Raw genomic sequence first — 18,902 nt, forward strand, 5'->3', positions numbered from 1 at the left:
CTTCATTTCGGTTCTTTGTTTTGTTTGAAACGGCCTTTTGTCAAATTGCGCTTTTTATCTCGGTGAAGGATGAAGCCTCCGATGAAAGCGAGACCTCCTATGACAAACACGACTCCTAAAAGCCCTTGAATCGCAATATGGAAAAAGACGTCATGAAATTCACCAAACAAGGTGTCGCGGATTAACTTGATTCCATAAACAGCAATAATACCTGGGGTGACTAACACTAGCAAGGCAATTAAACGCATAATCGTAACTCCTTTATTTCAATCCATGATAAGTATATCAAATGGTAAAGCGAGAGGGAACTGTCAACGTACTTGCTAAATAGTGCAGATTGATGTACGATTAAGTTACGCAAAAAGTTGCAGGGTGTGGTGAAATGAAACGAGTATTGATTGTTGGGGCAGGAAAAGGTGGAACAGCTCTGCTGAAATTGTTGAATCAAATGGACCGTATGGAGGTTGTAGCTGTGACAGATATAAACCCTGAAGCGCCTGGGCTCTTATTAGCTGAAACGTATGGAATAGCCACAGACCGCCGATGGGAAGATTGGATACATAAAGAGATTGATATCGTTATTGAAGCTACAGGGGAAGAAGAAGTCTTCGACGAGATTCTCGAGGCAAGGAGTCATTCTACAGTAGTCATTCCTGGATCAGTTGCTTATGTGACTGCTGAATTGCTGGAAGAGAAAGAAACACTTGTTCAGAAATTGAAACAGCAGACAGAAAACCAACACCTGATTCTGAACAGTATCCATGACGGAATGATTGTTATTGATGCAAAAGGCAAAGTTAGCTTTATCAATAAAAGCGCCGAACGTATCGTTGAGAAGGATAAGTCGGATATAGTCGGAGAATCGGTCAATGAAATTATACCGGCGTCAAGACTGCCGCAAATTTTGACATCCCGAACAGAAGAAGTTAATCAGAAACTGACCCTTGAAAATGGAAAAAAAGTCATTACAACCCGCATCCCGATGATTGGGGAGGATCAGAAAATCATTGGAGCATATGCGGTTTTTAAAGATATAACGGAAGTCGTCAATCTTGCCGAAGAAATCACTGATTTAAAAGAAGTGAAAACAATGCTTGAAGCGATCATCCATTCTTCGGATGAAGCGATTTCCGTTGTCGACGAAAATGGAAGCGGTTTAATGATCAACCCTGCCTACACCAGGATTACCGGTCTTTCTGAAAAAGAAATTGTCGGAAAACCAGCAACTGTTGATATTTCAGAAGGCGAAAGTATGCATATGAAAGTGCTGAGGACAAGAAGAGCGGTACGCGGTGTGCGCATGAAAGTGGGTCCGGCCAAAAAGGATGTCTTAGTAAATGTCGCTCCTGTTATTGTGGATGGCAAACTGAAAGGGAGTGTCGGTGTCCTTCACGATGTCTCAGAAATTCAAGCATTGACAAGTGAATTGAAAAGAGCACGCCAAATCATTCGCAGTCTTGAAGCTAAATATACCTTCGATGACATTATAGGGGATTCATCGGAAATGACATTAGCACTGGAACAGGCGAAGGTGGGGGCACGGACGCCAGCTTCCGTGTTGTTGCGCGGTGAGTCTGGTACAGGAAAGGAACTTTTCGCCCATGCTATTCATAACGAAAGCAAGCGGCGCCATAATAAGTTTATCCGTGTCAATTGTGCTGCCATCGCAGAATCATTACTAGAAAGTGAATTGTTCGGCTATGAAGATGGTGCTTTTTCAGGTGCAAAACGTGGGGGTAAGAAAGGTCTGTTCGAAGAGGCTAACAATGGTAGTATCTTTTTAGATGAGATTGGAGAATTGACCCTGCCGATGCAAGCGAAATTACTCCGGGTTCTCCAGGAAAATGAAATCATCCGTGTAGGTGGGACAAAACCTGTACATGTGGATGTCCGGGTGATTGCTGCTACAAATATAAATCTTGAAAAAGCAATCATGAACAAAAACTTCCGTGAAGATCTTTATTATCGTCTTAATCGACTTCCTATCTATATTCCTCCTCTTAGGGAGAGGAAAGGGGATGTAGGTTTGTTAACAGAGCATTTGATTCAAAAGTTGAATGAAGATTACGGACGGCACGTGACCGCAGTAAGTGAAGAAGCTTTCCGGAGGTTGGAAGATTATGATTGGCCAGGGAACGTAAGAGAGCTTGAAAATATCATCGGAAGAGCGATGATTTATATGGAAAATATGGAAGACACCATTAAGGCTGAACATTTACCGCGGTTGAATAAAGAGCCAACAGTGGACGGTTCTATGGACCATGGAACAGCTTGGCTTGGAGAGACGTTGCAGCAGGCTGTTGATGAATATGAGAAAAAAATGCTGGCCGACGCCTATCGTTCTCACGACTTCAATAAAACACAAACAGCCAAAGCACTGGGAATCTCCATCCGTAACTTATATTATAAATTAGAAAAATATAAATTAGATAAAAGTAGCATGCAAAATTTTTCGTAATGCAAGTTTTTGCAATCACTGGAACATCTTTAAAATAGACTTTTCGACAATATATAAGTTGGCATGAATGTTGCATATAAAAAGAGGGAAGAGGTGAGTGCATGAAATCATTAGACGAATTGGTCGATAAAATCGATCGTCAAGCACTGAAAACTGTAGCCATTGCCCAGGCAGCAGATTCAGAGGTACTTAAAGCTGTAAAACTCGCCAGGGAATCAGAGCTTGCCGAATTTTTCTTAGTAGGTGTGGAAGATGACATAAGAAAGGAAGCAAGAACAGTCGGATTAGACTTGGGTCAAAAAGGGGTTGAAATTATTCCCGCCTCTGAGAAAGACTCAGCTCTTACAGCAGTTAAGGCCGTCCATAAAGGTGAGGCTCACGTGGTCATGAAAGGCCACATAGACACAAAGACACTGTTGAAGGCTGTTTTAAATAAAGAATATGGCCTTCGGAAAGGGACTGTCTTATCCCATGTGGCTTTATTCGAAGTACCTGGAAGAAATAAGTTGATTTTTCTAACGGATGCAGCGATGAATATAGCTCCAAGCTTGGAAGAAAAAGTACAGATTATAGACAATGCAGTAGAAGTTGCGAGAGAGGCCGGATGGGAAAATCCAAAAGTAGCACCATTAGCGGCAGTAGAAGTTGTCAATCCAGCTATGACAGCGACTCACGACGCGGCTGTACTTTCACAGATGAATCGGCGGGGTCAAATTAAAGGGTGCATCGTGGATGGTCCACTTGCTTTTGACAATGCGGTGGACCCCGATGCAGCCGAACAAAAAGGAATCACTTCGGAAGTGGCTGGCAATGCGGATATTCTTATGGTACCCTCCATTGAAGTCGCGAACGCTTTATATAAATCGTTTATTTATTTTGCACAGGCCAAAGTAGCTGGCGTCATCAGTGGGGCACGCGCTCCAATTGTATTGACGTCCCGTGCAGATGACGCTCAAAGTAAAATTTATTCACTGGCGCTAGCTCTAAAAGCCAGTCAATCTTAGGAGGATATACTATGCAAATTTTCAGTTATATGCAAGAGTACGATTATGAACAGTTGTTATTTTGTCAGGATGAACAGTCTGGTTTGAAAGCTATCATTGCAATTCATGATACAACACTCGGTCCGGCGCTTGGTGGTACGCGGATGTGGACGTATGCTTCCGAAGACGATGCAGTTGAGGATGCCCTGCGTTTGGCAAAGGGAATGACGTACAAAAACGCAGCTGCGGGTCTTAATCTCGGCGGAGGTAAAACAGTCATCATCGGAGATCCGAAAAAGGATAAGAATGAAGAAATGTTCCGCGCCTTTGGTCGTTATATCCAGGGGTTGAATGGCCGCTACATCACAGCAGAAGATGTTGGGACGACTGTACAGGACATGGACCTCATCCATGAAGAAACGGACTATGTTACGGGTATTTCACCGGCTTTTGGTTCCTCAGGAAATCCTTCCCCTGTAACTGCTTACGGCGTTTATCGTGGCATGAAGGCGGCTGCTAAAGAAGGATTCGGCACAGATTCCTTAGAAGGAAAGACGGTTGCTGTTCAAGGTGTCGGGAACGTAGCTTTCACTCTATGCCGTCACCTACATGAAGAAGGGGCAAATTTGATTGTGACAGACATCAATAAGGAAGCTGTGCAACGCGCCGTCGAAGAATTCGGAGCTAAAGCAGTCGATCCGGATGATATTTACAGTGTGGACTGTGACATTTATGCTCCTTGTGCTCTTGGTGCGACGATCAATGATGAGACCATTCCTCAACTAAAAGCGAAAGTGGTTGCAGGTGCGGCTAACAACCAATTGAAAGAAACAAAACATGGGGATATCCTTCATGAAAAAGGGATTGTTTATACTCCTGATTATGTTCTTAATGCAGGTGGTGTCATTAATGTAGCGGATGAACTGCATGGATATAATAAAGATCGTGCGATGAAACGGGTAGAAACGATTTATGATAACGTCTCCCGCGTTTTCGAAATTTCTCGTCGAGATGAAATACCTACTTATGTAGCAGCAGATCGAATGGCAGAAGAACGCATTGAACGTATGCGTCGTTCTCGGAGCCAGTTTTTACAGAATGGACACCACATTTTAAGTAGAAGACAGAACGGTTAATGGAGGTTTAGGGAATTGCTTACACATCGGATTCTTGTCATCAATCCAGGGTCGACTTCCACGAAAATCGGCGTCTTTGATGACAAGGAAGTTGTATTCGAAAAAACAATCCGTCATAATGCGGATGAAATCAGCCAATATAAACGAATCATAGATCAATATGAATTTCGTAAAAAAGTAATACTAGATGAACTGGATCGTGAAGGAATCAATATCAGTAAATTGAGTGCTGTATGTGGCCGTGGTGGCCTCCTCCGTCCAATCGAAGGTGGAACATATCAAGTTAACGATGCCATGCTAGAGGACTTGAAAAATGGATATAATGGGGAACATGCTTCCAATTTGGGCGGAATCATCGCACATGAAATCGCGCAGGGCTTAAACATCGGAGCTTATATTGTAGATCCTGTTGTAGTAGATGAACTGCATGAAATCGCCCGTGTTTCCGGTGTGCCGGAGATCCCGAGAAAAAGCATTTTTCATGCTTTGAACCAGAAAGCCGTTGCAAGAAGAGCTGCAGCTGATCTTGAATTGTCTTACAAAGATGCACGACTAATAGTCACTCACATGGGTGGCGGTATAACTGTCGGTACTCACATTGGTGGTCGTGTGGTTGATGTTAATAACGGTTTACATGGAGATGGTCCATTTTCACCAGAACGTGCTGGTACAGTTCCGGCTGGGGATTTAGTTTCCCTTTGCTTCTCTGGGCAATATTACCGTGACGAAGTGATGAAAAAGCTTGTTGGACAAGGTGGTTTGATGGCATATCTTGATACAAATGATGCCCGGGATGTGGAGCAGATGGTAGCGGATGGTGACAAGAAAGCGAAGGTTGTCTTTGACGCTATGGCTTACCAAATTGCCAAAGAGATCGGTAGTATGAGTGCCGTGATGGAAGGGAAAGTAGATGCTATCGCCCTCACTGGTGGGCTGGCATACGGAAAAGCATTCGTGGAGGAGATTTCTAAACATGTCCATTGGATTGCTGACGTCCTCGTTTATCCGGGAGAAAATGAACTGGAAGCGTTAAATGAAGGAACATTACGTGTCTTGAATAATGAAGAAATACCGAAACAATATCCTAACTTTCAAGAATAGGAAGGAGAGTCCAAATTGGCACAAGAATACGATTTGGTCGTTCTCGGGGGCGGAACCGGCGGATATGTAGCTGCCATCCGAGCTTCGAAATTAGGCCTGAAGACCGCTATTGTCGAAAAACGTGAACTCGGCGGGACATGCTTGCACAGAGGTTGTATTCCTTCAAAAGCCCTCTTGCGTAGTGCGGAAGTGTTCCGTCAGACAAAAGAAGCGGACCAATACGGAATAACAACGGACACACCGACACTTAATTTTACAAAGGTGCAGGAACGGAAACAATCGATTGTGGACACATTACATAAAGGTGTTCAAGGTTTGATGAAAAAAGGGAAGATTGATGTATACGAAGGGTTCGGACGGATTTTAGGTCCATCTATTTTTTCTCCGACAGCTGGAACCATCTCGGTAGAAATGAATAATGGAGAAGAAAATGAAATGTTGATTCCTAAAAATGTCCTTGTTGCTACAGGATCTAATCCTAAATCATTGCCAGGCCTTGAAATTGATGGAGACTTCGTCATGAGTTCAGACGAAGCGCTGCACATGGAAGAACTGCCAGAGTCGATCGTAATCGTCGGTGGTGGAGTCATAGGAATCGAATGGGCCTCTATGCTGGCCGATTTCGGGGTTGAAGTTACAGTCCTTGAATACTTGCCACATATCTTACCGACAGAGGATGAAGATATTTCCAAGGAAATGTTGAAGCAGATGAAGAAGAAAGGCGTCAACATTGTAACAAGTGCAAAGGTACTTCCAGATACCATTGAAAAAGACCATGGAATTACCATTCAGGCAGAAGTGGCTGGGGAAACTGTTTCGTATAAAGCGGAGCGTATGCTTGTTTCCGTAGGGCGTTCGGCGAATGTGAAGAATATCGGATTAGAAAATACAGATATACAGGTGGATGATGGTGTCATTCAGACGAATGAATATTATCAGACAAAAGAAAGCCATATCTATGCAATCGGTGATGTCATTGGTGGCATGCAACTGGCTCATGTAGCGTCTCATGAGGGGATTATTGCTGTAGAGCATATGGCAAATAATGAGCCACACCCACTGGATCCGGAGCAAGTACCTTCTTGTATCTATTCAAATCCTGAAGTAGCCAGTGTTGGGTTAACAGAGAAGGCTGCTAAAGAAAAAGGTTATGATGTTAAAGTAGGTAAGTTCCCATTCCAGGCTGTCGGGAAAGCGCTTGTGCACGGGGAAACAGATGGTTTTGTGAAAATTATCGCTGATAAAGAAACCGATGACTTGTTAGGCGTCCATATGGTCGGACCACACGTGACGGACATGATTTCAGAAGCAGGTTTAGCTAAAGTTCTTGATGCAACTCCTTGGGAGATCGCAGAAAGTATACATCCTCACCCGACACTTGCTGAAGCTATCGGAGAAGCTGCAATGGCTGTGGACGGCAACCAAATTCACGGATAAGAACTAAGGAGGGATCTATATGGCTGAAAATCGCCATAAATCACTTGGATTAAGTGATGAGCAAGTATTGGACATGTTTCGTACCATGTTGTTAGCAAGAAGAATCGATGAGCGGATGTGGTTGTTGAACCGTGCCGGTAAAATACCATTCGTTATCTCCTGTCAAGGACAAGAAGCAGCCCAGGTAGGTGCCTCGTATGCCCTTGACCGTGAAAAAGATTATGCACTTCCTTATTACCGGGATATGGGTGTCGTTCTTTCCTTTGGCATGACGGCCCAGGACTTGATGTTGTCTGGATTTGCAAAAGCTGAAGATCCGAACTCAGGCGGTCGCCAAATGCCTGGCCATTTCGGGCAGAAAAAGAACCGGATTGTTACAGGATCTTCTCCGGTAACAACGCAAGTCCCGCATGCTGTCGGTATTGCTCTTGCAGGAAAAATGGAGAAGAAAGATTTTGTTTCGCTTGTCACTTTCGGGGAAGGTTCTTCCAACCAGGGAGATTTTCATGAGGGTGCAAACTTTGCAGGTGTCCATAAGTTGCCAGTCATCTTTATGGTTGAAAACAATAAATATGCTATTTCTGTACCTGTTTCCAAACAGCTTGCATGTGAGAAAGTCTCTGACCGTGCCATTGGTTATGGAATGCCTGGGTACACCGTAGACGGGAATGATCCACTTGCTGTCTATGAAGCAGTTAAAGCTGCAGCAGATCGTGGGCGTAACGGAGACGGCCCGACATTAATTGAAACCGTTTCTTATCGTCTTACTCCACACTCCAGTGACGATGATGATCGCACATATCGGGAACGGGAAGAAGTGGACGAAGCAAAGAAAAAGGATTCCATCGTAACTTTTGCCAATTACTTGCGCGAACAAGGCATTTTGACAGAAGAAAAAGAAACAGAAATGAACGACGAAATCAATAAAATCGTCAATGACGCGACGGATTACGCTGAGAATGCAGCGTATGCGGAAGCGGAATCTGCACTCTCGTATGTGTACGAAGAGTAAGGAGGGGGAGAAATTATGGCAGTAATATCTTATATTCAAGCCGTCACTCAAGCTTTAAAAGAAGAAATGCAACGCGATGAAAAAGTGTTCGTCCTTGGTGAAGATGTAGGAAAGCGCGGAGGAGTTTTCCGTGCAACAGATGGACTTTATGATGAATTCGGTGAAGATCGTGTCCTGGATACACCATTGGCTGAATCAGCGATTGCTGGTGTCGGAATTGGAGCAGCCATGTATGGCATGCGTCCTGTTGCCGAAATGCAGTTTGCCGATTTTATTATGCCTGCAGTAAACCAGATCATATCGGAAGCGGCTAAAATCCGTTATCGTTCCAACAATGATTGGAGTGCACCAATCACCATCCGTGCGCCATACGGTGGAGGTGTGCACGGTGCTCTTTACCATTCTCAATCTGTAGAAGCTGTTTTTGCTAATCAGCCTGGGCTTAAAATCGTTATGCCTTCCACACCGTACGATGTGAAAGGGCTACTGAAAGCCTCGATTCGTGATAATGATCCCGTCCTTTTCTTTGAACACAAGCGAGCGTACCGGCTTATTAAAGGAGAAGTCCCTGATGAGGATTATACTCTTCCGATAGGGAAGGCAGATGTGAAGCGTGAAGGTTCTGACATTACCGTCATCACTTATGGCCTTTGTGTCCATTTTGCCTTACAAGCAGCAGAAAAGTTAGCAGAAGAAGGCATAGACGCGCACATCCTTGATCTTCGTACCGTCTATCCGCTTGACAAGGAAGGCATTATTGAAGCCGCGTCTAAAACCGGGAAAGTTCTCCTGGTAACCGAAGATAATAAAGAAGGTGGCATCATTTCAGAAGTATCGGCAATCATCAGCGAAAATTGCCTATTTGACCTGGATGCTCCTGTGAAACGATTGGCTGGACCGGACGTCCCATCCATGCCTTACGCACCGACGATGGAAAAATATTTCATGATGAATCCAGATAAAGTTGAAAAAGCGATGCGCGACCTAGCGGAATTTTAATAGAAGGAGGAAATCCTTGTGGGTTTAGAAAAAATCAATATGCCTCAACTTGGTGAAAGTGTCACAGAAGGTACAATCAGTACGTGGCTCGTTCAACCAGGAGATCAGGTGAACAAGTATGATCCAATTGCAGAAGTAATGACAGACAAAGTGAACGCAGAAGTCCCGTCTTCTTTTTCCGGTGTAATTAAAGAGCTCGTAGCATCAGAAGGAGACACAATCTCCGTCGGCGACCTGATGTGTTATGTGGAAGTAGAAGGAGCTGGTTCGGAAGAAGAATCTCCAACAGAAGAGAAAACGGAAGCACCTGCTCAAGAAGAGCCGGTTGCTGAAAAGAAAGCTCCTAAAGCGGAGAAGCCTAAAAAGGAAAAGGGAAGTAAAAAGCGGTATTCTCCTGCAGTTATGACGCTTGCCCAAGAGCATGATATTGATTTGAATCAAGTGGATGGTACTGGACGTGGTGGGCGAATCACACGTAAAGATATAGAGAATATCATTGCAAGTGGCGACATTCCTAATGCAGATGCATCCACACAAGAAGTGCCGGAAAAAGAAACACCACAGCAAGAAGCTTCTGCTCAACCGGCAACAACAGCAGCTTCTAAAACACCGAACGTTCAAGCAGGGGAAGGGGATGTGGAAATCCCTGTGACAGGAGTCCGCAAAGCGATTGCTGCTAATATGGTCAAATCGACAACGGAAATTCCACATGCATGGATGATGGTAGAAGTGGACGTTACGAACCTGGTGGAACTTCGTAACGCGAAAAAGAACCAGTTCAAACAGCAGGAAGGATTCAGCCTTACGTATTTTGCCTTCTTTGTAAAAGCTGTTGCTCAAGCTTTAAAAGAGTATCCGCAATTGAATAGTACATGGGCAGGAGACAAGATCATTCAGCGTAAAGCGATCAATTTGAATATCGCAGTCGCTAAGGATGATGAACTTTTCGTACCTGTCATCAGGGATGCAGATGAGAAAAGCATCAAAGGCATCGCTAAAGATATTACCGACCTCGCTGGTAAAGCGCGACAAGGTAAATTGACGTCTAAAGACATGGAAGGCGGAACATTCACGGTTAACAACACGGGATCTTTCGGCTCTGTTCAATCCATGGGGGTCATCAATCATCCTCAGGCAGCTATCCTGCAAGTCGAATCGATCGTCAAAAAACCGGTCTATCAGAACGGCATGTTTGGTGCGCGTGATATGGTAAACCTATGTTTATCTCTGGACCATCGTATTTTAGATGGGTTAGTTGCAGGAAACTTCCTTGCACGAGTGAAAGAAATACTAGAGAAGATGTCTGAAGATAATACATCCGTATACTAATAGGAAAGCTGTCTTCTGTTCATGGAGGACAGCCTTCGTCTTTTTAGAGGATAGCAAATTCATGGGTTGTGAGATTCCTCTCCTGCCTCTTGATGTCTTTAACAATTCTCTAACGATCAGGCAAATAACATGATCAATTAATTGAAAGATGTCAGATATGTTGGTAAAATGTTCATAGTAATTATAAAAAGGGGCCATGTAAAATGGATTTCAATATTTTTATGAACGATGTAGTTTCAAAAGCACGGGATGAGATTACACAGGCAGGCTACACAGAGCTTACAAGTCCAGAAGAGGTCGATGAAGCACTGAATAAAAAAGGTACGACACTAGTGATGATCAACTCCGTTTGTGGTTGTGCAGGTGGAATTGCTCGCCCGGCAGCCGCTCACGCTATTCATTATGATAAGCGCCCGGATCAGTTAGTCACTGTATTTGCCGGGCAGGATCGCGACGCAACAGACAGGGCTCGTGAATACTTCGAAGGATATCCTCCATCTTCTCCATCCTTTGCACTATTGAAAGATGGTAAAATCCAGACAATGGTGGAGCGTCATGATATCGAAGGTTTCGAACCGATGGAAGTGATTGGAAAGCTGCAACGCAGTTTTGAAGATTACTGTGAAGAGGTATAATAACACCATAAGCTTAGGATCTTTGTTAAAAAAGCAAAGATCCTTTTTTACGTCATCCACTTACATAATTTAACGCATTTCCAGAACCTGATCAGAGCGGATTCTTCAGGGGGAGGTGATGTTGTTGTTAGTGTATAGGATCGGAGGTGAAGAAAACTGTGAAAATCGGGTATAGGACGATCAAAACAGCGCTAGGGACACCTTTCGCTATATGGATCGCTCAAATGTTACAACTGGAGAATTTCGCATCGGCAGGAATACTGACGATCCTTTGTATACAGATCACTAGAAAACGTTCATTTCTTAGTGCTTGGCACCGCTTTTCTGCCTGTTTATTAGCAATGATTTTTTCTTTTATTTTCTTCGAGCTGATCGGTTACAATCCAATAGCCATAGGTTTAATGTTGTTTGCATTCATACCTGCGACTGTTTGGTTGAAAATCACACCTGGGATCGTAACCAGTTCTGTCATTATCCTTCATCTATATGGATCGGGGGCCATCGGATGGGGAATTGTTTGGAATGAGGTTTTATTGATCATTGTTGGTATCGGAACTGCTTTGCTGCTTAATTTATACATGCCAAGCCTTGAGAATAAATTGAATCACTATCGCAATCAAGTGGAAGAAAACTTTTCAATCGTTCTCAAAGAAATTGCCAAATACTTAAGAGAAGGTGACAATGACTGGACAGGAAAAGAGCTGACAGAAACAGCAGACCTATTAGAGAAAGCGACATCTTTATCTTATAGAGATGTTGAGAACCATTTGTTACGGTCACACAACCATTTTTATCATTACTTCCATATGCGGACAAAGCAATTCGAATTGCTTGAGCGGATGCTTCCACTTGTGAGTCGAATCTCAACCTCAGACGTTCACGGGTTTAAAATCGCCGACTTTTTCGATGACCTTGCCGATGCTGTCCACCCTGGAAATACAGCGTTGATTTATTTACGGACCTTGAAGGCACTGAAAGAAGAATTTCGTCAGGACCCACTTCCAGAAACCCGTGAAGAATTTGAAGTGAGGGCAAGTCTTTTCCACCTCTTGAATGAGATTGAAGATTATCTGATTATTAAACGTTCGTTCAAGAAGAGTGACGTATAGAGATGTTTGTGGTGGGGAAACTTTGAATAAAAGAGGAGTAGTGCTATGAACGTCATCGTTCTTTTATTAGGTTTGTTCAGCCCCCTGTTACCGCCACATACCCCGAGTGAGCCTGTGATCATTGTCAACAAAGCGACCCACGAGGTGGTCCTTTTACAAAACGATGAAATTATCTTTGAAGCTTCCGCCGCAATAGGGAAAACGAAGGAATTGACTCCAGAAGGTCAGTTCGACGTGAAAGTGAAAGCAAAGGATCCATATTACCGAAAAAAGGACATTCCAGGAGGGGATCCTGAGAATCCGCTCGGAAGTCGTTGGATCGGTTTTGATGCAAAAGGGACAGATGGACGAATTTATGGTATACACGGGACAAATCAGCCGGGATCTATAGGGAAGTCTGTGTCTGCTGGTTGTGTAAGGTTGAAAAATGCCGATGTAGAGAAGTTATTTACAATGATTTCGTTGGAAACGGATGTCCTCATTGTTGATAGTAAGCAAAGTTCAAAGGAAATCTACCGTAGATGGGAAGAAAAGAAACTACAAAGCCAACTCTAGAATCCTTTCTTCTTCCATAAAAGCTCCCTATTCTTGAAGATTCAGTTTCGAGACTTTTGTGGGGTGCGAATGGTTTGTGGGGGACCACTCGCTTTTCCGTGGGCATGTGGTGAGCTTCCTCAGACATTGAAAAGGCTCCATTATAAGCTTTTCCTACAATATTGCATCAGTATTATGGCAAATATCATGACCAATGATTTCGAGATTCTCATAGCGCAAGGGTCGTGGGGGAAGGGGGAGACTCCCGCGGGAGAAGGAAGTAGGCGAGATCCCACAGGGTAATAGCCCGAGGAAGCTCGCCGGTTCCCCCGCAGGAAAGCGAGCCCTTCCCCCACGACCCTAAACCTCCACAAACATCTCGAAATCAAGTCTTCCATTATCCTGCCATATTGTTTAATGAAACCAAATACTAAGAAAGCCGAAAAGATGGGTGGGCCATCTTTTCGGCTTTTTGCTTTTTTTATAGGAAGAAACTCGCGCCTGCCAATGCACTGGATAGAAGCATAGACAAAATCATGACATAGATCACAATTTTCATACGGCGTTCGCGTTTTGAACGTTTTTTTGTAGCCAAGGTGTGTAACCTCCTTCTCAGTCAATCCTACTGATATTTTACCTAAAAAAGATAGATTGGACAAGGGAGTGAAATCATTTACAATATAATTGTGAATTATAGTAATTTTTAGATAGGTAAGCGCTTCATTTCTGGTATGCTAGAAGAGAGAATGGACTGATTAAGGAGGGCTTTCTAATGAACCGTTCATCAAGTGATCATCACCCGAAAAACAAATGGGAAGAGGACGTTAAAAAAACCAGCCAACGTTTCCCTGAAAGAAAAGAAACCTTTCATACAAGCTCGGACATTCCAATTGACCGGTTGTACACCCCGGATAATATGGATGAAGACTACATAGAGGAAATTGGTTTTCCAGGCCAGTATCCTTACACTAGAGGTATTCAACCGACCATGTACCGAAGCAGATATTGGACGATGCGTCAGTATGCTGGTTTTGGTTCTGCAGAGGAAACGAATAGACGCTTTCGTTATTTATTAAAACAAGGGCAGACAGGATTATCTGTAGCTTTCGATTTACCGACACAGATCGGCTATGATTCAGACGATCCCATGGCTGATGGAGAAGTAGGGAAAGTCGGGGTCGCGATTGATTCATTAAAAGATATGGAACAGCTTTTCGATCAAATTCCGCTTGATCAAGTAAGTACGTCAATGACGATCAATGCCCCGGCGAGCATCCTTCTCGCGATGTATATTGCTGTCGGTGAAAAGCAGGGTGTTGCTCCTGAAAAGCTTACTGGCACAATTCAAAATGATATTTTGAAAGAATATATTGCACGGGGAACTTACATTTATCCACCAAAACCGTCGATGCGTCTGATCACAGATATTTTCGGTTACTGTCAGGAAAACTTGCCGAAATTCAACACAATCAGCATTTCCGGTTACCATATCCGTGAAGCAGGGTCGACGGCTGTCCAGGAAGTCGCTTTTACTATCGCAAACGGAATGGCCTACGTCGATGCAGCTATCGAAGCAGGACTGGAAGTGGATCAATTTGCTCCCCGCCTCGCTTTTTTCTTCAATGCTCATAATGAATTCTTTGAGGAGGCTGCCAAGTTCAGAGCTGCTCGTCGAATGTGGGCTAAAATCATGAAAGAGCATTATGGAGCTGAAAATCCGAAAAGCTGGAAGCTGAGGTTCCATACACAAACTGGAGGCAGTACTTTAACAGCACAACAACCGGATAATAATATTGTGCGGGTAACATTGCAAGCGCTTTCTGCTGTTATGGGTGGCACACAAAGTTTACACACGAACTCCCGGGATGAAGCACTTGCTTTACCAACAGAGGATTCGGCTCGTATTGCGCTCCGCACCCAACAAATCATTGCGAATGAGAGTGGTGTTGCGGATACGATTGATCCGCTTGCAGGCTCTTATTATGTCGAGTCATTGACCGATCAAATAGAAAAAGAGGCAAATGCGTATATAGACCGTATAAAAGAGTTCGGAGGTGCCGTTCAGGCTGTCGAAGAAGGGTACATGCAGCGTGAAATTCACAAGGCAGCATATGAGGCCCAGAAACGGATCGAATCAAAAGAGGATATTGTCGTGGGCATGAATGAGTTCAAGCTGGAAGAAGAAATTCATGCGGATTTACTACGAGTGGATGAGGCATTAGAACAGGCACAAATTGAAAAGACACAGCAAGTGAGAAACACTCGTGACCAACAGGCTGTCGATCAATGTCTCTCTGAATTAAGAGAAGCAGCCCGGAAGTCGGATAATGTAATGCCACACATTGTTTCAGCGGTCAAAGTCTATGCGACGGTCGGTGAAATCGCCAATGTGTTACGGGAAGAATTCGGTGAATATACCGGAATGTAGGAAGGGATGATCAGGATGAAACCAATACGTGTACTAATAGCGAAACCAGGCCTCGATGGGCATGACCGTGGTGCGCTTATCATTGCTCAAGCTTTACGGGATCATGGGATGGAAGTGATTTATACAGGACTAAGGCAATCGGCAATCCAAATAGCTCGGGCAGCCATCCAGGAAGATGTAGATGTAATCGGATTGTCATCTCTTTCCGGTGCTCATAAATCCCTATTCCCTAAAGTGGTGGAAGCGCTCAAAGAACAAGGTGCATCGGATATTCCTGTCATAGGTGGTGGAGTCATACCCGCGGAGGATATTCCGTTTCTTGAAGAAAAAGGGGTCGATAAAATCTTCACCAGCGGGTCACCGACCGATGCGATTGCTGTTTATATAAAACAATTGATCCATAAGGAAACGATAGAAGCTCCTAGTAAAATCGCGCATATCGGGATTGCTGTAGAAAGTATTGATGCCACTTTACCTTTTTATCAGCACACCCTAGGTCTTGAGCTGCAGGCAGTTGAAAAGGTGGAGTCAGAACAAGTGAGAGTCGCATTTTTGAAAATCGGTGGAACAATGTTCGAACTTTTAGAACCGCTCAGCGAAGATTCACCGATCCAATCCTTTTTGATGAAAAAAGGCGAAGGAGTCCACCACATTGCATTGGAAGTAGATGATATCCATAAGAGGTTGAATCAATATAGGGATCAGGGAATTCGTCTTATACATGAGCAGCCTAAAACTGGGGCACATAACAGTCAAATCGCCTTTTTACATCCGAAAGCGGCGAATGGTGTTCTGTTTGAATTATGTCAGCACGGGGAGGAGGAATAAATATGGACATTTTCGATAAAATCAATGAATTGTACGACAAACGCAGACAAGTGGAATTAGGTGGTGGAGATGACCGGATTGAAAAACAACATGAAAAAGGAAAGTGGACAGCACGCGAACGAATCGACTACTTACTGGATGAAGGCACTTTTATTGAATTGAATCCATTCATGGAACATCGTCATGATGCGTTCGGGATGGACGGTAAGGCGGCACCTGGCGAGGGGGTTGTCACAGGCTTCGGTAAAATTGATGGACGGAATGTGTATCTATTCGCTCAGGATTTCACTGTCTACGGGGGAGCACTGGGAGAAATGCATGCAAAGAAAATCGCTGCAGTGATGGATCTTGCTGCTAAGAACGGAACTCCTTTCATTGGATTGAACGATTCTGGAGGAGCGCGGATTCAGGAAGGGGTCTCTTCTTTAGATGGTTATGGGCAGGTGTTTTATCGTAATTCTATCTATTCAGGGGTGATTCCGCAAATCTCTGTTATATTAGGGCCTTGCGCTGGCGGGGCAGTCTACTCACCGGCGATAACGGATTTTGTCATCATGGTCGAAAAGACATCACAAATGTTCATTACAGGCCCTAAAGTGATTGAGACAGTAACAGGAGAACAGATTTCTGCAGAAGATCTTGGCGGGGCAGGCGTACACAATTCTCTAAGCGGAAATGCTCACTTGAAAACATCGGATGAAGCAAGTGCCCTGGATGCTGTTAGAGATTTAGTAAGCTATCTTCCACAAAATAATGAAGAACGGACGCCGGAAGTAGAAGTAGATCTTTCCGATGATTTCCGCCCTGATATTACAGACAAAATCCCTTTCGATCCGATCCGTCCTTATGATGTAAGGGTAATTATCGATGAAGTCGTCGATGATAACTCCTTCTTTGAAATTCATAAAGATTTTGCTAAGAATATCGTCGTCGGTTTTGCGCGTTTGCAAGGGAAAGCGGTCGGACTTGTCTGCAACCAGCCGAAATATATGGCAGGCGGTCTTGATATCGACTCAAGTGATAAAGCGGCACGTTTTATCCGGACCTGTGATTCGTTCAATATTCCATTAATTACTTTTGAAGATGTTACTGGGTTTTTCCCTGGAATCAAGCAGGAGCATGGAGGAATCATCCGTCATGGAGCAAAAATTCTGTACGCTTACTCGGAAGCAACAGTTCCGAAGCTAACTGTCATTACAAGGAAAGCATATGGTGGAGCATATGTAGCTTTGAATAGTAAATCAATCGGTGCGGACCTCGTTTACGCATGGCCTAATGCAGAAATAGCAGTCATGGGTCCTGAAGGTGCTGCGAATATCATCTTTGCAAAAGAAATCCGAGAAAGTGAACAGCCAGAAGAAACACGTAAAAATAAAGTTGATGAATACAGGGAACGATTTGCCAATCCTTACGTCGCTGCAGGCCTTGGGATGATCGATGATGTGATCGATCCGAGAGAAACACGTTCGACGCTCATCAAATCACTGGATATGCTGAAAAATAAACACGAGGACCGTCCATACAAAAAGCATGGCAATATCCCTCTCTAATTGACACCTCACCTCAGTTCCGCTAACGTACTAAGAGGAAACGTGTTTACATATGAAGGAGGAAGACATCTATGGTAGCCATTAACAAAGAGCGTTTATTAGAAGAATTTCTGGAATTGGTTCAAATCGATTCGGAAACAACACAAGAAGCGGAAATCGCAAAAGTATTGAAGATTAAATTTGAAGGATTGGGCCTTGAAGTCATTGAGGATGAGGCTGCTTCGATTACAGGGCATGGAGCTAATAATCTGATTTGTAACTTGAAAGGGACAAAAGAAGACGCCGAGACGATTTATTTCACTTCCCACATGGATACGGTTGTTCCTGGAATCGGTGTAAAGCCTACAGTAGAAGATGGTTATATCGTGACAGATGGTACCACCATCCTAGGTGCTGATGATAAAGCAGGTGTCGCTGCCATTCTTGAGGCGATCCGTTCCTTAAAAGAACAAAATATCGAGCATGGGGACTTGCAGTTTGTGATCACTGTGGGGGAAGAAAGTGGACTCGTTGGAGCAAAGGCGTTGGATAGTACATTGCTGAAGGCGAAATACGGATATGCATTAGACAGTGATGGTCAGGTAGGAAACATTATCGTAGCCGCGCCAACACAAGCGAAAATAAATGCAACCGTCAAAGGAAAAACAGCTCATGCCGGTGTAGCTCCTGAAAAAGGAATTTCTGCAATCACTCTTGCAGCGCGTGCCATTGCAAAAATGCCGCTTGGCCGCATTGATGAGGAAACGACAGCTAACATCGGACGTTTCGAAGGTGGTCAGAAGACGAATATCGTTTGCGATCATGTCGAAGTATTAGCAGAAGCACGATCCCTCGACCCGGAGAAAATGGAAGCACAAGTGGAGAAAATGAAACAAGCCTTAACGGAAACAGCAGAAGAGATGGGCGGAGAAGTCGATATTGATGTTGATATCATGTATCCTGGCTTTAAGCAACAAGCAGGAGATCAGTTCGTGGAAGTCGCTCGCTCTGCTGCTAAAAGAATCGGACGTGAAAGTGAACTGTTGACAAGCGGTGGCGGCAGTGATGCAAATGTCATTTCTGGTCATGGTGTTCCAACAGTTAACTTGAGTGTTGGATATGAGGAAATTCACACGACGAATGAGCGCATGCCTGTCAGTGAACTAGAAAAAATTACAGAGTTTGTAATTGCGATTGTAGAAGAAGTTGCGCAATAAACAGAAAGGTGCTCCCTAACATAGGGAGCATCTTTTTTTGGAAGGAACAAAGTATCCAATACATTATGAGAGAAAAGGGCCGAATACTGTGCAGTTCATAGAGAAAAGACCTTTTCTGGACAGATTGTACCTGTTTCATGATATAATAATAGAACAAATGTTCCAAT

17 protein-coding genes are annotated in these 18,902 nt (G+C 43.9%); 15 read left to right on the plus strand and 2 right to left on the minus strand.

The window, feature by feature from the left end:
* Positions 1–2 precede the first annotated feature (2 nt).
* Entirely contained in the window at positions 3–248 is a 246-nt protein-coding gene (locus BMZ58_RS01905; protein WP_083412473.1) for a DUF2627 domain-containing protein, read from the minus strand.
* A gap of 134 nt (positions 249–382) precedes the next feature.
* Between BMZ58_RS01905 and BMZ58_RS01910 the strand changes: the two genes are divergently transcribed.
* The 11 genes from BMZ58_RS01910 to BMZ58_RS01960 all read left to right on the plus strand — a co-directional run bounded on the left by BMZ58_RS01910 (position 383) and on the right by BMZ58_RS01960 (position 12,754).
* Entirely contained in the window at positions 383–2,458 is a 2,076-nt protein-coding gene (locus BMZ58_RS01910; RefSeq protein ID WP_075034852.1) for a sigma-54 interaction domain-containing protein, read from the plus strand.
* Positions 2,459–2,559: 101 nt separating this feature from the next.
* Positions 2,560–3,462, plus strand: a complete 903-nt coding sequence (gene yqiS, locus BMZ58_RS01915) for a phosphate butyryltransferase (RefSeq protein ID WP_075034853.1) — start codon at positions 2,560–2,562, stop codon at positions 3,460–3,462.
* A gap of 11 nt (positions 3,463–3,473) precedes the next feature.
* Complete coding sequence (gene bcd, locus BMZ58_RS01920; RefSeq protein WP_075034854.1) at positions 3,474–4,577, plus strand: branched-chain amino acid dehydrogenase; 1,104 nt, start codon at positions 3,474–3,476, stop codon at positions 4,575–4,577.
* A gap of 15 nt (positions 4,578–4,592) precedes the next feature.
* Positions 4,593–5,678 (plus strand): butyrate kinase, encoded by a 1,086-nt coding sequence (gene buk / locus BMZ58_RS01925; protein WP_075034855.1) that lies wholly within the window; start codon positions 4,593–4,595, stop codon positions 5,676–5,678.
* A gap of 15 nt (positions 5,679–5,693) precedes the next feature.
* Positions 5,694–7,115, plus strand: coding sequence for a dihydrolipoyl dehydrogenase (gene lpdA, locus BMZ58_RS01930; RefSeq protein WP_075034856.1), 1,422 nt, complete (start codon positions 5,694–5,696; stop codon positions 7,113–7,115).
* Between the two features lie 19 nt (positions 7,116–7,134).
* Positions 7,135–8,127, plus strand: coding sequence for a thiamine pyrophosphate-dependent dehydrogenase E1 component subunit alpha (locus tag BMZ58_RS01935; protein ID WP_075034857.1), 993 nt, complete (start codon positions 7,135–7,137; stop codon positions 8,125–8,127).
* 15 nt (positions 8,128–8,142) lie between these two features.
* Positions 8,143–9,126: an alpha-ketoacid dehydrogenase subunit beta gene (locus BMZ58_RS01940; RefSeq protein ID WP_075034858.1), complete on the plus strand. Its 984-nt coding sequence runs from the start codon at positions 8,143–8,145 to the stop codon at positions 9,124–9,126.
* An 18-nt stretch (positions 9,127–9,144) separates the two neighbouring features.
* Positions 9,145–10,455, plus strand: a complete 1,311-nt coding sequence (locus BMZ58_RS01945) for a dihydrolipoamide acetyltransferase family protein (protein ID WP_075034859.1) — start codon at positions 9,145–9,147, stop codon at positions 10,453–10,455.
* Positions 10,456–10,658: 203 nt separating this feature from the next.
* Entirely contained in the window at positions 10,659–11,090 is a 432-nt protein-coding gene (locus BMZ58_RS01950; RefSeq protein WP_075034860.1) for a BrxA/BrxB family bacilliredoxin, read from the plus strand.
* Positions 11,091–11,248: 158 nt separating this feature from the next.
* On the plus strand, positions 11,249–12,199 hold the full coding sequence (locus BMZ58_RS01955; RefSeq protein ID WP_075035097.1) for an aromatic acid exporter family protein: 951 nt from the start codon (positions 11,249–11,251) through the stop codon (positions 12,197–12,199).
* Positions 12,200–12,244: 45 nt separating this feature from the next.
* Entirely contained in the window at positions 12,245–12,754 is a 510-nt protein-coding gene (locus BMZ58_RS01960; protein ID WP_075034861.1) for a L,D-transpeptidase, read from the plus strand.
* 460 nt (positions 12,755–13,214) lie between these two features.
* Here the strand turns inward: BMZ58_RS01960 and prli42 are convergent, their stop codons facing one another.
* Entirely contained in the window at positions 13,215–13,328 is a 114-nt protein-coding gene (gene prli42 / locus BMZ58_RS20920; RefSeq protein WP_237417008.1) for a stressosome-associated protein Prli42, read from the minus strand.
* A 177-nt stretch (positions 13,329–13,505) separates the two neighbouring features.
* Here prli42 and BMZ58_RS01970 point away from each other — a divergent pair, with 177 nt between their 5' ends.
* From BMZ58_RS01970 to BMZ58_RS01985, 4 genes are all read left to right on the plus strand, one after another.
* Entirely contained in the window at positions 13,506–15,161 is a 1,656-nt protein-coding gene (locus tag BMZ58_RS01970; RefSeq protein WP_075034863.1) for an acyl-CoA mutase large subunit family protein, read from the plus strand.
* Between the two features lie 15 nt (positions 15,162–15,176).
* Entirely contained in the window at positions 15,177–15,989 is an 813-nt protein-coding gene (gene mce, locus BMZ58_RS01975; protein WP_075034864.1) for a methylmalonyl-CoA epimerase, read from the plus strand.
* A 2-nt stretch (positions 15,990–15,991) separates the two neighbouring features.
* Positions 15,992–17,539 carry an acyl-CoA carboxylase subunit beta gene (locus BMZ58_RS01980; protein ID WP_075034865.1) on the plus strand — a complete coding sequence of 516 codons (1,548 nt, stop codon included), beginning with the start codon at positions 15,992–15,994 and terminating at the stop codon, positions 17,537–17,539.
* A gap of 71 nt (positions 17,540–17,610) precedes the next feature.
* Entirely contained in the window at positions 17,611–18,735 is a 1,125-nt protein-coding gene (locus BMZ58_RS01985; RefSeq protein WP_075034866.1) for a M20/M25/M40 family metallo-hydrolase, read from the plus strand.
* Positions 18,736–18,902 lie beyond the last annotated feature (167 nt).

It is taken from the genome of Halobacillus dabanensis (assembly GCF_900114165.1).
In the GTDB taxonomy this organism is placed as follows: Bacteria; Bacillota; Bacilli; order Bacillales; family Halobacillaceae; genus Halobacillus; species Halobacillus dabanensis.

Coding starts and splice junctions, on each gene's coding strand:
- BMZ58_RS01935 (WP_075034857.1), top strand. CDS start 7,135: ATGGCTGAAAATCGCCATAAATCACTTGGATTAAGTGATGAGCAAGTA.
- BMZ58_RS01970 (WP_075034863.1), top strand. CDS start 13,506: ATGAACCGTTCATCAAGTGATCATCACCCGAAAAACAAATGGGAAGAG.
- BMZ58_RS01980 (WP_075034865.1), top strand. CDS start 15,992: ATGGACATTTTCGATAAAATCAATGAATTGTACGACAAACGCAGACAA.
- BMZ58_RS01985 (WP_075034866.1), top strand. CDS start 17,611: ATGGTAGCCATTAACAAAGAGCGTTTATTAGAAGAATTTCTGGAATTG.
- BMZ58_RS01960 (WP_075034861.1), top strand. CDS start 12,245: ATGAACGTCATCGTTCTTTTATTAGGTTTGTTCAGCCCCCTGTTACCG.
- BMZ58_RS01950 (WP_075034860.1), top strand. CDS start 10,659: ATGGATTTCAATATTTTTATGAACGATGTAGTTTCAAAAGCACGGGAT.
- yqiS (WP_075034853.1), top strand. CDS start 2,560: ATGAAATCATTAGACGAATTGGTCGATAAAATCGATCGTCAAGCACTG.
- BMZ58_RS01910 (WP_075034852.1), top strand. CDS start 383: ATGAAACGAGTATTGATTGTTGGGGCAGGAAAAGGTGGAACAGCTCTG.
- mce (WP_075034864.1), top strand. CDS start 15,177: ATGAAACCAATACGTGTACTAATAGCGAAACCAGGCCTCGATGGGCAT.
- BMZ58_RS01940 (WP_075034858.1), top strand. CDS start 8,143: ATGGCAGTAATATCTTATATTCAAGCCGTCACTCAAGCTTTAAAAGAA.
- BMZ58_RS01905 (WP_083412473.1), bottom strand. CDS start 248: ATGCGTTTAATTGCCTTGCTAGTGTTAGTCACCCCAGGTATTATTGCT.
- bcd (WP_075034854.1), top strand. CDS start 3,474: ATGCAAATTTTCAGTTATATGCAAGAGTACGATTATGAACAGTTGTTA.